At 67.6% G+C, this 12,382-nt stretch carries 10 protein-coding genes and 1 pseudogene; all 11 read right to left on the reverse strand.

Going from position 1 to position 12,382, the window contains the following annotated elements:
* Positions 1 to 48: 48 nt before the first annotated feature.
* Positions 49 to 884 (reverse strand): annotated as a pseudogene (locus MBELCI_RS02770) (glycosyltransferase).
* Positions 881 to 2,101, reverse strand: coding sequence for an NAD-dependent epimerase/dehydratase family protein (locus MBELCI_RS02775; RefSeq protein WP_021692622.1), 1,221 nt, complete (start codon positions 2,099 to 2,101; stop codon positions 881 to 883). The pseudogene MBELCI_RS02770 and the gene MBELCI_RS02775 overlap by 4 nt, the downstream one beginning before the upstream one ends.
* Positions 2,102 to 2,229: 128 nt before the next feature.
* Positions 2,230 to 2,364: a hypothetical protein gene (locus MBELCI_RS22230; protein ID WP_268744174.1), complete on the reverse strand. Its 135-nt coding sequence runs from the start codon at positions 2,362 to 2,364 to the stop codon at positions 2,230 to 2,232.
* 327 nt (positions 2,365 to 2,691) lie between these two features.
* On the reverse strand, positions 2,692 to 3,513 hold the full coding sequence (locus MBELCI_RS02780) for a deiodinase-like protein (protein ID WP_021692624.1): 822 nt from the start codon (positions 3,511 to 3,513) through the stop codon (positions 2,692 to 2,694).
* A 54-nt stretch (positions 3,514 to 3,567) separates the two neighbouring features.
* Positions 3,568 to 5,382, reverse strand: a complete 1,815-nt coding sequence (locus MBELCI_RS02785) for a glycoside hydrolase family 15 protein (protein WP_021692625.1) — start codon at positions 5,380 to 5,382, stop codon at positions 3,568 to 3,570.
* Positions 5,383 to 5,458: 76 nt separating this feature from the next.
* On the reverse strand, positions 5,459 to 5,935 hold the full coding sequence (locus MBELCI_RS02790; RefSeq protein WP_021692626.1) for an Lrp/AsnC family transcriptional regulator: 477 nt from the start codon (positions 5,933 to 5,935) through the stop codon (positions 5,459 to 5,461).
* Between the two features lie 59 nt (positions 5,936 to 5,994).
* Positions 5,995 to 6,771: a crotonase/enoyl-CoA hydratase family protein gene (locus tag MBELCI_RS02795; RefSeq protein WP_021692627.1), complete on the reverse strand. Its 777-nt coding sequence runs from the start codon at positions 6,769 to 6,771 to the stop codon at positions 5,995 to 5,997.
* Positions 6,768 to 7,619 carry a hydroxymethylglutaryl-CoA lyase gene (locus tag MBELCI_RS02800; RefSeq protein ID WP_021692628.1) on the reverse strand — a complete coding sequence of 284 codons (852 nt, stop codon included), beginning with the start codon at positions 7,617 to 7,619 and terminating at the stop codon, positions 6,768 to 6,770. The genes MBELCI_RS02795 and MBELCI_RS02800 overlap by 4 nt, the downstream gene beginning before the upstream one ends.
* Positions 7,612 to 9,600 carry an acetyl/propionyl/methylcrotonyl-CoA carboxylase subunit alpha gene (locus MBELCI_RS02805; RefSeq protein ID WP_045319613.1) on the reverse strand — a complete coding sequence of 663 codons (1,989 nt, stop codon included), beginning with the start codon at positions 9,598 to 9,600 and terminating at the stop codon, positions 7,612 to 7,614. The genes MBELCI_RS02800 and MBELCI_RS02805 overlap by 8 nt, the downstream gene beginning before the upstream one ends.
* 7 nt (positions 9,601 to 9,607) lie before the next feature.
* Positions 9,608 to 11,215, reverse strand: a complete 1,608-nt coding sequence (locus tag MBELCI_RS02810; protein ID WP_021692630.1) for a carboxyl transferase domain-containing protein — start codon at positions 11,213 to 11,215, stop codon at positions 9,608 to 9,610.
* Positions 11,215 to 12,378, reverse strand: a complete 1,164-nt coding sequence (locus MBELCI_RS02815; RefSeq protein ID WP_045319614.1) for an isovaleryl-CoA dehydrogenase — start codon at positions 12,376 to 12,378, stop codon at positions 11,215 to 11,217. The genes MBELCI_RS02810 and MBELCI_RS02815 overlap by 1 nt, the downstream gene beginning before the upstream one ends.
* Positions 12,379 to 12,382: the final 4 nt, after the last annotated feature.

Below are 12,382 nucleotides of genomic sequence, written 5' to 3' on the forward strand. Positions count from 1 at the left end.
CGCAGCAGGGAGCGCCCCACCAACCCCGCGCCCCGGTCAGCGCGACCTTCACGACGGGTCCGGCAGGCTCGACAGATCCGGCACCGGCCCCTCACCCGCATAGGCGCGCCACAAATCGATCAGGGGCCACAGACGATCGGCCTTGGCATGGTCCTGCCACGGCTTCTCGTACTGGAAATGCAGCACGCGGATCTGCTCCCAACTCCACAGCTCGGGCAGGTTGAACCAGACATATTGCAGCGTGTTGCAGGTCACCGGCAGGCCGTGCCAGTCGGGGAAGAAGTCCTGCAGGAACGTTTGGTCGGTGCGCCGCCAGAAGGCACCGGGCGCGTCGAGCCGCGCCAGCATGGCGTCAAAGGTCGCGGGAGCGGGCTGCGCGGTAAAGACGCCCGAATTCAGCCGGTGGAAATCGCCCAAGCCCTCATAGACGTTCGGCGCGGCGCAGAACTCGGGATAATCGAACAGCTTGTCGATCGGGCGCAGCACCAGCGTGTCGGCGTCGAGAAACACGACATGGTCGTAATCGTCGAGCTGCCACAGCCGCAGCTTTGCGAAATTGTCGAGCGGCGTGTGAAACCCCGGCTTCTCGCCCTTGGTGAAGGGCGCGGCCCCGTGCAGCGCCTCGCGCGCGTGCGCTACGTTGAAGGCGTCGGAGGTCGGCAGCAGATCGGTCGCGACCAGCCGCGCGCCGCGCGCCCACAAGGCGCGAGATCGACCTCTTCCACGCCGCCGGTGTGCAGCACCACGATGTCGGCCTCCGTGCCGCTCAGCTTCAGCGAGCGGATCAGCGCCTTGGCCCCCAGCGCGAAATCGGCATTGGTGACGAGGGTGACGAAGGCCCGGCGGCTCTGCGCCGGGCCCTCCGGTTTCAGCCCCTCGCTCACGAAGCGGAGCGCAGCGCCCGGCCCTCGGGGTCGTGCTCGACCCGCGCGCCGAGATCGCGGGTCCAGGCCGAGACGGCGGGGACGCGCGAGCGATCGATCCGATGCGCGTATTTTCTCGCCACCTCGACCACCTCGTCCAGAAGCCCCTCCTGCAGGGTGACCGGGTCGAGCCCGAGCCTCAGGAACTGGTCATTGCGAACCACGAGGTCGTTCTCTTCGGCCTCCTTGCGCGGGTTGGGCAGGTAGGCGACCTCTGCCCCGGTTTTCTTCGCCACCATCTCGGCCAGATCGCGCACGCGGTGCGTCTCGGTCATCTGGTTGAAGATGCGTACCCTTTCGCCCGATTTCGGCGCGTCGCCCAGCGCCAGTTCGATGCAGCGCACCGAATCCTGGATGTGGATGAAGGCGCGCGTCTGCCCGCCGGTGCCATGCACGGTGAGCGGATGGCCGATCGCCGCCTGAATGAGAAAGCGGTTCAGCACCGTGCCGTAGTCGCCGTCATAGTCGAAACGGTTGATCAGCTGCTCGTGCCGGCGGGTCTGGTCGGTATGGGTGCCCCAGACGATACCTTGATGCAGGTCGGTGATCCGCAGGCCATCGTTCTGGGCATAGAACTGGAACAGGATCTGATCGAGGCTCTTGGTCATGTGATAGACCGAGCCCGGCTTGGTCGGATAGAGGATCTCCTGTTTCGCCTTGCCGCCCGCAAGCGTTTCGACCTCGACATCGAGATATCCTTCGGGGATCGCCGCGCCGACCGAGGAATAGCCGTAAACGCCCATGGTGCCGAGATGCACCAGATGCGCGTCGATCCCGGTCTCGACCAGCGCCGCCAGCAGGTTGTGCGTGGCGTTGGTGTTGTTGTTGACCGTGTAAACCTTGTGGCGATCGGATTTCATCGAATAGGGCGCGGCGCGCTGCTCGGCGAAATGGATCACGGCGTCGGGCTTTTCCTCGGCCAGCCAGGATTTCAGCCGCTCATACTCCTTGGCGAGATCGATCAAGTGAAAGCGCAGGCGCCGCCCTGTTACCTCGTGCCAGATCCGACAGCGCTCTTGGATTGAATCCATCGGCGTCAACGACTGCACGCCAAGCTCGGTGTCGATCCAGCGCCGGCTCAGATTGTCGACGATGTGGATCTCGTGGCCCTGTTCCGACAGGTGCAGGCAGGTCGGCCAGCCGACGAAACCGTCGCCGCCGAGGATCGCGATCTTCATGTGGTGCCCCCTTGTTCATGCCCGGAGCCTGACAAGCGCCGGTGACAGGGCGACGACGCCCCGTGCTATCGGATCGGCATGATGCATGGGCCGCGGCGAAACGCCAGCCCGCCTCGGCGATGCTCCGCTTACACAGGAGCCTGCACCTCAAGACGGGCGACTGCGACGGTGAAAAGGAAGCGGATCGAGAGAACGATCAGCACCAACGAGACCGCGACGACGCGACAGTAGTTCAGGGTCCTGCCGGTGATCGAATCCGCCACCACCGGCTCGACGATCAGGATCTTCTCGTATGGTGCCGTCGGTCACCTATTCGAGGCCGAGCATCAGCCCCTCATGTGATTGCACGGCAGCAGCCTCAAGCGAGCGGGCCGGTCCTGCCATTGACATTGCCGGTGGGAATGTCGGCTTGGGCAGGCAAGGCACTTCCCGAGAGGATGCTCGTTGCCACGAGCATTCGTGTCAGTCTTGGTCTCCTTCCTGGTCGAAACAGGGCCCTCCTCAAGACCCGTCATATGCGAGAAGGTCAGGCTTGGCCGCCGTCACCGGTCGAGCATGACGGCGGCCAAGCCTACGGCATTCCGAGCGATTTACCGTCTGCGTGCAGGCTTTCGCAGGGCCGAGAGCGCGCCGACCAGCGCCGTGGCCCCAAGCCCGATGGTCGCGGCGGCCGCCGCCGTGCGCAGGTGCGGCGGCAACGGCTTGTAAAGATCCGCGATGCGGGCCAGCGCGGCCACCGGCGGCGCGGCCTTCCACAGATCCGCCTCGGCGCGGCGACCCGAACGCTGCGTAACCTCGCGCATCACACCGATCCCCGCCGCCATCGGCTTGAGCCGCGACGTGCTTTCGCGCTTTTTCGGCAGCCGGCCCTTGGAGACCGCCTCGAGTGCGTCGCCCAGCGCCTCGTCATCACCTGCCCAGAGGCCGCGATAGACGATGGTGCCCTCGCGATCAGTGAGCCAGACGGCGTTGGGCTTCTCGTCGAGCAACCGGTGCAGCGTGCCATGCGTGTCATCCACCGCCACGGCCCAAGGCAGCTTGTCGCGCGACTTGAGGATGCCGGCGTTGCGGATCTTGGTGTCCATGTCGTGTGGCTGATCGAAAAGCTCGCCGGGATGCGCCTCGCGCACATGAAGCATCACGAAGACGATCTGACCGCCGTAACGGCGGTGCAACCGCTTCAGCGCCGGATTCGAGGACGCCGTCATCGGGCAGGTGTAGGACCCCGTGACGAGCAGCATCGGCTTGTTGCCGGTGATCGCGCTGCTACGGATGTGACCGCCATTGGCGGCAGGAAGATCGAACACGGGCAACCGGTCGCCCGGCCCCGGCGTGCCGGGTTGAAAGGCCATGTCCTTTTGCAGGGTGCTGCTCTGGACGTGGTCGTAGACATATTCGCTGGTCGAGGTCATCGCTGGTCTCCGCGTCTGGTGTGGCATCTGTCGAGGATACAACACACGAAAGCCTCAGCCGTTCGATCCGACCTCGTCTTGCCGCTCTTGCGTCTCGGCGGCGCGCGCTTCGAGCGCCGTGTTGAGGTCGAACACCGCGCCGATCAGGCCTGCATGGGCGAAGGCCTGCGGGATGTTGCCCAGCATCGCGCCGGAGCGCGGGTTCGCCTCCTCGGACAGGAGCCCCAGATCGTTGGCCTGCGCGATCCCGGCCTTGATGATCGCCTGCGCGCGCTCCAGATCGCCGCGCATCACCCAGTATTGCGCAACCCAGAACCCGGCGGCGAGAAACACCCCCTCGTCATGTCCGTCGGCGCATTCGAGGCGACGGTGATAGAGCAGCCCATCGGGGCTCCAATCGCGCTCCAGCGCCGTCATGGTGGCGCGCATTTCGGGCGTGTCGGCGTCGCAGAAGTTCCAGACCGGGAACAACGCGGCGGTGACGTCCACCTCCTCCACCCCCGGATAGACGGCATAGGCCCCCTCCGAAGTCAGCCCGTGTGCCGTGATCCAGTCACGGATCTCGGCGGCCACCCGGCGCCATTGGGCGGCCTCCGCCGCGCTGCCATATTCGGCGGCCGATTCCAGCGCGCAGGCGGCGACGACCTTGCCCGAGACATAGTGCCGGGGGGGTGTCTCCTCCCAGATGCCATGGTCGGGCTCGGCCCAGTTCGCGCAGAGAAAATCGCAGATGTCCTGCACCACGTCCCAATGGGCGAGGCCCTCGGCGCTGCCCTCGCGGTACAGAAGCTTGGCCGCCAGCACCACGTTGGCATAGGCATCGAGTTGTAGCTGATCGGCCGCCCCGTTGCCGACGCGCACGGGCCGCGCACCGCGCCAGCCCTCGAGCGGCAGCTCGGTTTCGCGCGGCGCGGTTTCGCCGTCGAGATCGGTGAAGACCGCCATGGGATAGCGATCGGAGCTGCCCGAACCGCGGCAGATGAAGCGCAGATAGGCCTCGCCCTCACGGTCCCGGCCAAAGAGGCGCAGCAGCGCCGAAACGATCATGCCCGCGTCGCGCAGCCAGACATAGCGGTAATCCCAGTTGCGCGTGCCCCCCGGCACCTCGGGCAGGGAAGTGGTGACGGCAGCGACAGTAGCGCCGCTTTCCTCATGGGTGCACAGGCGGATCGCCCGGAGCGAGGCCGCTATCTCCTCGGCGAAGACGCCGGTGTAATCCAACGCGGCGTCCAACTCCTCCCAATGGCCCAGCGTGTGACCGCGCCAGTTGTCGATTTTGGCGCGCTCCGGGCGCGAGAGCGGCCCGTCCGACAGCGCCATCCAGCCTGCCTCGCCCTCGGGCAGCGACATGACCACGCTGTCACCCTCGGCCTTCAGCCGGTGCGAGCCGTGAAGCGCCATGCCCTCGATCGTCACGGTGTCGGCCTCGACCTTAATGTTGGGACGGCGGCGGCCATATCCGGGGCGCGGGTCGAGAACGATCCGCACCGGCGCGGGCGCGGTCGAGATCTCGCGCACCAGCACGCCCGTCGGGGCCTGCGGACCGGATGTCATCCAGTCGCACAGCAGCAGATTGCCATCGACCGAAGTGAGCGTGGTCTCCAGCATGCCGCTGCCGTCGATATAGCGGCGCGGCCCTGCTTCGGCGCCGGCCATCTCGATGCGCCATTCGCCGCCTTTCGGGTCAAGCAATCCGGCAAACAGGCTCGGCCCGTCGAAACGGCAGGGGCAGTACCACAGGATACGGCCCATCCGGTCGAGCACGGCGGCAGATCGGCGATCGCCGATCACGCCGAGGTCTCGGATCGGCACGGTGTTGGAGGCCACAGCCCCGATCTGGTCTTCGGGGCGGTAACGGGTGTCGGTCATGCGGCTCTCCTTCCCGCAACAACCGAAAGCGTACGAACCGGGTTCCTGTGACGTAGCGGCGCGGCGTCTGGCTCGCCTAGAGCGGCACGTCCGTCGTGTTCTTGATCTCGCGCAGCGTCACGCTGGTCGAAATCGACAGTACATGCGGCAGCTGCACCAGTGCGTTCTTCACCGTGCTCTCGTAATGGCGGATCGAGCGCGCCAGCACGCGCAGCAGGTAATCGTGATCGCCAGAGACGGTGTAGCATTGCACCACCTCGGCAATACGCACCACGGCGGCCTCGAACTCCTCGAGATGGGTGCGGGAATGGCCGTTCATCCGCACCGCGCAGAATACGGTGATATCAAAGCCCGCCGCCACCGGGTCGACGATGTGGCGCCGCTCCTCGATCACGCCCGCCTCGCGCATCCGCGTGAGCCTGCGCCAGCACGGCGTATGCGACAGCCCCAGCCGCTCGCCGACCTCGCGCAGTGTCAGGTCCGGTTCGGCCTGCAGCAGGCGCAGCAGGCGGCGGTCGGTCTCGTCCAGCGTGATCTCGGTACCGCCCATCATGCCCCATCCCCGGCAGCGATCCTTTCGTCCGGCGGGGACCACGTCAATGGGCGCTCGCGTCATACCCAACGGGCCGGGCGTTTTTCGAGAAAGGCGGCAATGCCTTCCTCGGCCTCGGGGCTCTCCCATGCTTCGACCAGCCGGTCGATGCTGGCTTCGATCACTGCCTCGTCGATCCGCGGCCCGAGGCTGCGCGCCAGCGCTTTGGCCCGCGCCGCCGCACCGCGCGCGATCTTCAGATAGGGGGCGACCTCGGCCTCGACAGCGGCGTCGAGATCGGCCAGCGGCACGGCGCGCGCAACGATGCCCAGACGCACGGCTTCGTCCGCGTCGAAAACCCGCGCCGACATGAAGACCTGCCGCGCCCGCCCCTCGCCCATCCGCGCCAGTACATAGGGGGAAATGGTCGCCGGGATGATTCCCAGCCGGGTCTCGGTGAACCCGAAAAGCGTGGTGTCGGCGGCCACCGCGACATCGCAGATGCAGGCCATCCCGATGCCGCCGCCATAAGCCCCGCCCTGTATCCGTCCGATCAGCGGACTCGGCATGGTGTTGAGCGCATCCAGCATCCCTGCGAGCCGCCGCGCCTCGACGCGCCGCCCCTCGCGGTCGGCCCGGATCTGCGCCTGCATCCAACTAAGGTCGCCGCCCGCGCAGAACACCTCCCCCGCCCCTTGCAGGACCACGGCGCGCGCACTGGCCCCTTCGGCTTCGGCCAGCGCCGTCAGCTCATTTATCATCCGCGCCGAAAGCGCGTTGCGCCGGGCCGGCGCGTTCAGCGTGACCGTGAGAACGCCGCGATCGTCCGTGGCGAGGGCCAATGTCTCGTAGTTCATGCCCCGAGCCCTCTTGCATAGGCCGCCGCTTGGGCGATCCTCCTGTGGTCGAGCCCGGTCTCGAAACCCCGCTCGGCCAGCATCAACGCCAGCGCCTCGGTCGCGACGTTGCCCGCGGCACCCGGCGCGAAGGGGCAGCCACCCAAACCGCCGATACTGGCGTCGAACACGCGCAGGCCCCGGTCGAGGCAGACGCCCACGTTGTCGAGGGCACGGCCCGAAGTGTCGTGGAAATGCCCGGCGAGCTTTTCGGCGGGCGCCCGCGCCAGCACCGCGTCGAGCATCGCGCCGGTATCCTTGGGCAGCGCTTGGCCCAGCGTCTCGCCAAGGGATATCTCAAAGCACCCCATGTCGAGCAGCCACATCGCGACATCCGCCACGGCCTCTGGCGCGACCTTGCCGTCATAGGGGCAATGCGTCACGCAGGAGACATAGCCGCGCACCGGCAGACCGGCGGCTTCGGCCGCCTCCATGATCGGCGCGAAGCGCTCCATGCTCTCGGCGATCGAGCAGCCGATATTGGCCCGGCTGAAGCCCTCCGAGGCCGAGGCGAAGACCGCGACCTCCCCCGCACCTGCCTCGCGCGCTGCCTCGAAGCCGCGCAGGTTCGGCGCCAGCGCCGCGTAACGGATCGCCGGGGCACGCGCGATAGCCGCCAGCACCTGGGCCGCGTCAGCCATCTGCGGCACGCGCTTGGGGTTCACGAAGCTCGTCACCTCGATCCGGGCGAAACCGCAGGCCGAAAGCCGGTCGACCAGCGCGATCTTGTCGGCAGTGGGGATGATCCGGGCTTCGTTCTGCAACCCATCACGGGGGCCGACCTCGACGATCTCGACGCGCTCAGCCATCCTGCGCCTCCAATGTCAGCAGCAGGTCGCCATCGGAGACCTGCGATCCCTCCCGCGCCAGCACCTCGGCCACCACCCCGTCGCGCGGCGCGGTGAGGGTATGTTCCATCTTCATCGCCTCGAGGATGGCGAGCGGCTGTCCCTTTTCGACCTTCTGCCCGGCTTCGGCGCGCATGCGTTTCACGAGGCCCGGCATCGGCGCGGCGATGGCGTCGCCACCCGCCCCCGCTGCCTCTGCCGCCGAGAGTGGATCGGGGATGGCGAAGGTGAACGCCCGGCCTGCGTCCCAAACGGTGACTGCTTGGCCGTGCCGCGCAGCCTCCGCCCGGAAGCGGTGGCCCGCGACTGTCACTTCCAATCCCTTGGTGTCACGTGAAACGCCCGTTTCGGTGCCTTCTCGGTGCCAGCTTCCCGGCCCGTCCCGCAGAAGTGCCACGTCCAGCGTCTCGCCCTCGTGCTCAAGCGACACGTGGATCTCGGAGGCGCCCCAGTTTCGGAACCCCCTAAGCGTGTCCCATGGCCCCTCGCCCGCAGGCGGGTGGTCCAGCCCAGCGGCGGCGAGCGCGGCCAGTACCGGCACGTGATCGGGCATCGCCAGCTTGGCGGTCAGCGTGTCCAGATCCCGGCCGATCAGTCCGGTGTCGACCTCACCCGCGGCGAAGCCCTCGTGGCGCAACAGCGCGGCGAGGAAGCCGAGATTGGTGACGGTGCCACCGACTTGCGTGGCCTCCAGCGCGCCCAAGAGTCGCGCCATCGCCTCCTGCCGCGTGGCACCATGCGCGATCACCTTGGCGATCATCGGATCGTAATGCGGGGTGATTGCGTCTCCCTCGGTCACGCCCGCATCCACCCGTAGCGCGCCGCGTTCAAAGCAGGCGGCATCGGGAAAGCGCAGCCGCTCCAGCCGCCCGGTGGCGGGGAGAAAGCCGCGCTCGGCATCCTCGGCATAGAGCCGTGCCTCGACGGCGTGACCGTCGATCCGCAGATCCTCCTGCGTCAATGGCAAGGTCTCGCCCCGCGCCACCCTGATCTGCCATTCGACGAGGTCGAGCCCGGTGATCGCCTCGGTTACCGGATGCTCGACCTGAAGCCGTGTGTTCATCTCCATGAACCAGAACCCGTCCTCGCGCAGCCCCTCGGAGCCGTCCGCGATGAACTCGATTGTACCCGCGCCCACGTAGCCGATCGCGCGCGCCGCCTCGACCGCCGCCGCCCCCATCGCGGCGCGGACCCGTTCGGGCATGCCCGGCGCGGGGGCCTCCTCGATCACCTTCTGATGACGGCGTTGCAGCGAGCAGTCGCGCTCGAACAGGTGCACGACGTTGCCATGGCTGTCGGCGAAGACCTGGATCTCGACATGGCGCGGCGCGGTCACGTATTTCTCGACCAGAACGGCGGCATCGCCGAAGCTCGCTTCGCCTTCGGCCCGCGCGCCGGTCAGCGCATCGGCGAAATCCGCAGCCCGCTCGACCAGCCGCATCCCCTTGCCGCCGCCGCCCGCCCGCGCCTTGATCAGCACCGGATAGCCGATGCGGCCGGCCTCTTCGGCCAGCATCGATGCGTCCTGCCCCGCGCCATGATAGCCGGGCACGACCGGCACGCCCGCCTCCTGCATCCGCGTCTTGGCCGCGTCCTTGAGGCCCATGGCGCGAATCGCGCTCGCGGGCGGCCCGATGAAGACCAGCCCCGCCGCCTCGACCGCCTCGACGAACTCGGGGTTCTCCGACAGAAACCCATAGCCCGGATGGATCGCGCCCGCGCCGCTGGCCCGCGCGGCCTCGATGATGGCTGCGGGCTTGAGGTAGCTTTCGCCCGCCGGCGCCGGTCCGATCCGTACCGCCTCGTCGGCCATGCGCACATGCACCGCGTCCGCGTCGGCATCCGAATGCACGGCAACGGTCCCAAGCCCCATGCGACGCGCGGTAGAGATGACCCGTGCTGCGATTTCGCCCCGGTTCGCCACGAGTATCTTGTCGAACATCACTGCCTCACATCCTGAAGACGCCGAAGCGCGTGTCGGGAATGGGCGCATTCAGCGCCGCCGAAAGCGACAGCGCCAGCACCTCGCGGCTGCGGCGCGGATCGACGATGCCGTCGTCCCAGAGCCGGGCCGAGGCATAGAGCGGGTGCGCCTGCTCCTCAAACTTCTCGCGCAAGGGCTGCTTGAAGGCCCATTCCTCCTCTTCGGTCCAAGGGGTGCCTTGCCGCTCCAGCGCCTCCCCGCGCACCTGCGCCATGACGCCCGCCGCCTGCTCGCCGCCCATCACGCCGATCCGGCTCGCGGGCCATGTCCAGAGGAACCGCGGTGAGTAAGCCCGGCCACACATGCCGTAATTGCCCGCGCCGTAAGAACCGCCGACGATCATCGTCACCTTGGGCACCTCGGTCGAGGCCACCGCCGTCACCAGCTTCGCGCCGTCCTTGGCGATGCCGCCCGCCTCGTATTTACGACCCACCATGAAACCGGTGATGTTCTGCAGAAACACCAGCGGTATCTTGCGCTGCGAGCACAGTTCGACGAAATGCGCGCCTTTCAAAGCTGCCTCGGAGAACAGCACGCCGTTATTGGCGATGATGCCCACCGGCAGGCCCATGATGTGGGCAAAGCCCGTCACCAGCGTCTCGCCGTAACGCGGCTTGAACTCGTCGAGGCGCGAGCCGTCGAGCAAGCGCGCCAGAAGCTCGCGGATGTCATAGGGTTTGCGCGGATCGGCCGGGACCACGCCGAGGATCTCCTCGGGGTCGTGGAGCGGCTCTTCGACTGCGCGCATCACCACGGTTTCAGGCTTGCGGCGGTTCAACCCCGCTACTGCCTGCCGCGCCAACGCCAGCGCGTGCGCGTCATTGTCGGCGAGGTAGTCGGCCACGCCCGAGAGGCGGGTGTGCACGTCGCCGCCGCCCAGATCCTCGGCCGAGACGACCTCGCCGGTCGCGGCCTTCACCAGCGGTGGGCCTGCAAGGAAGATCGTGCCTTGCGCCTTCACGATGATGGTCACGTCCGACATGGCGGGCACATAGGCGCCGCCCGCGGTGCAGGAGCCCATCACCACGGCGATCTGCGGGATGCCCTTCCCGCTCATCCGCGCCTGATTGTAGAAGATCCGCCCGAAATGGTCGCGGTCGGGAAAGACCTCGTCCTGGTTGGGCAGGTTGGCGCCGCCGGAATCCACGAGGTAGACGCAGGGCAGATGGTTCTGCTCCGCGATCTCCTGCGCGCGCAGGTGTTTCTTCACGGTCATCGGGTAGTAAGTGCCGCCCTTCACGGTGGCGTCGTTGCACAGCACCATGACCTCCTGGCCCTCGATCCGCCCGACGCCCGCGATCATGCCTGCGCCCGGTGCCGCCCCGTCATAGAGGTCATACGCCGCCGTGGCGCCGACCTCCAGAAACGGGCTGCCGGGATCGAGCAGCCGGGTGACCCGGTCGCGTGGCAGCAGCTTGCCGCGCGAGACGTGTCGGTCGCGGGCCTTCGCGCCGCCCCCGGCGCGCGCCGCCTCGACGGCCTCGCGCACCGTCTCGAGCGCGGCGAGCTGCGCGTCGCGGTTCTCGCGGAAGGCGTCCGATGCGGCCGGAACGGCGGAGCGCAGCACCCCCATCAGCGCACCTTGGCCATCATCTCGCGTCCGATCAGCATGCGGCGGATCTCGCTTGTGCCCGCGCCGATCTCCATCAGCTTGGCATCGCGAAAGATCCGGGCCACCACGCTTTCGTTCATGAAGCCGGCGCCGCCCATCGCCTGCACCGCCTGATGCGCGACCACCATCGCCTCCTCAGAGGCGTAGAGCACGCAGGCGGCGGCGTCGGCGCGGGTCACCCGGCCCTCGTCGCAGGCGCGGGCCACGGCATAGACATAGGCGCGCGCAGAGCCGAGCTTGGTGTAGATGTCGGCGATCTTGCCCTGCATCAGCTGGAAATCCCCGATAGGCTGTCCGAACTGCTTGCGCTCGGCGAGATAGGGCATGATTTCGTCGAGGCAGGCGGCCATGATGCCGGTACCGATCCCCGACAGCACGACGCGCTCGTAGTCGAGCCCACTCATCAGCACCTTCACGCCGCGCCCGACCTCGCCCAGCACGTTCTCGTCCGGCACCTCGACATTCTCGAACACCAGCTCGGCGGTGTTGGAACCGCGCATGCCGAGCTTATCGAAATGCTCCGAAGTGGAGAAGCCCGCCATGCCGCGCTCGACGACGAAGGCGGTGATGCCCTTGGAGCCCGCTTCGGGGTCGGTCTTGGCATAGACCACCAGCGTTTCGGCGTCGGGGCCGTTGGTGATCCAGTACTTGGTGCCGTTGAGCGTCCAGCCACCGGAGGTCCGATCGGCGCGCAGGCTCATCGACACCACGTCGGAGCCTGCCCCGGCCTCGGACATGGCGAGCGCGCCGACATGCTCGCCGGTCACCAGCTTGGGCAGGTATTTCGCCTTTTGCGCGTCGTTGCCGTTGAGCGCGATCTGGTTCACGCAGAGGTTCGAATGCGCCCCGTAGCTCAGCGCCACGGAGGCGGAGGCCCGCGCGATCTCCTCGACCGCGACGACATGCGCGAGATAGCCCATGCCCGCGCCGCCATATTCCTCGGGCACGGTGATGCCCAGAAGGCCCAGATCGCCCATCTCGCACCACAGATCGGCTGGGAACAGATTGGACTTGTCGATCTCGGCGGCGCGGGGCTTCAGCCGCTCCTGCGCCCAGCGGTGCACCGTCTCTCGCAGGCTGTCGCCATCCTCGCCCAGATCGAACCTCATCGCGTGATCGAACATCGCA

This window comes from Limimaricola cinnabarinus LL-001 (genome assembly GCF_000466965.1).
In the GTDB taxonomy this organism is placed as follows: Bacteria; Pseudomonadota; Alphaproteobacteria; order Rhodobacterales; family Rhodobacteraceae; genus Limimaricola; species Limimaricola cinnabarinus.

Excerpts from the sequence above, each read along its gene's own strand:
- MBELCI_RS02775 (WP_021692622.1), bottom strand. The coding sequence starts at position 2,101 with ATGAAGATCGCGATCCTCGGCGGCGACGGTTTCGTCGGCTGGCCGACC.
- MBELCI_RS02780 (WP_021692624.1), bottom strand. The coding sequence starts at position 3,513 with ATGACCTCGACCAGCGAATATGTCTACGACCACGTCCAGAGCAGCACC.
- MBELCI_RS02785 (WP_021692625.1), bottom strand. The coding sequence starts at position 5,382 with ATGACCGACACCCGTTACCGCCCCGAAGACCAGATCGGGGCTGTGGCC.
- MBELCI_RS02790 (WP_021692626.1), bottom strand. The coding sequence starts at position 5,935 with ATGATGGGCGGTACCGAGATCACGCTGGACGAGACCGACCGCCGCCTG.
- MBELCI_RS02795 (WP_021692627.1), bottom strand. The coding sequence starts at position 6,771 with ATGAACTACGAGACATTGGCCCTCGCCACGGACGATCGCGGCGTTCTC.
- MBELCI_RS02800 (WP_021692628.1), bottom strand. The coding sequence starts at position 7,619 with ATGGCTGAGCGCGTCGAGATCGTCGAGGTCGGCCCCCGTGATGGGTTG.
- MBELCI_RS02805 (WP_045319613.1), bottom strand. The coding sequence starts at position 9,600 with ATGTTCGACAAGATACTCGTGGCGAACCGGGGCGAAATCGCAGCACGG.
- MBELCI_RS02810 (WP_021692630.1), bottom strand. The coding sequence starts at position 11,215 with ATGGGGGTGCTGCGCTCCGCCGTTCCGGCCGCATCGGACGCCTTCCGC.
- MBELCI_RS02815 (WP_045319614.1), bottom strand. The coding sequence starts at position 12,378 with ATGTTCGATCACGCGATGAGGTTCGATCTGGGCGAGGATGGCGACAGC.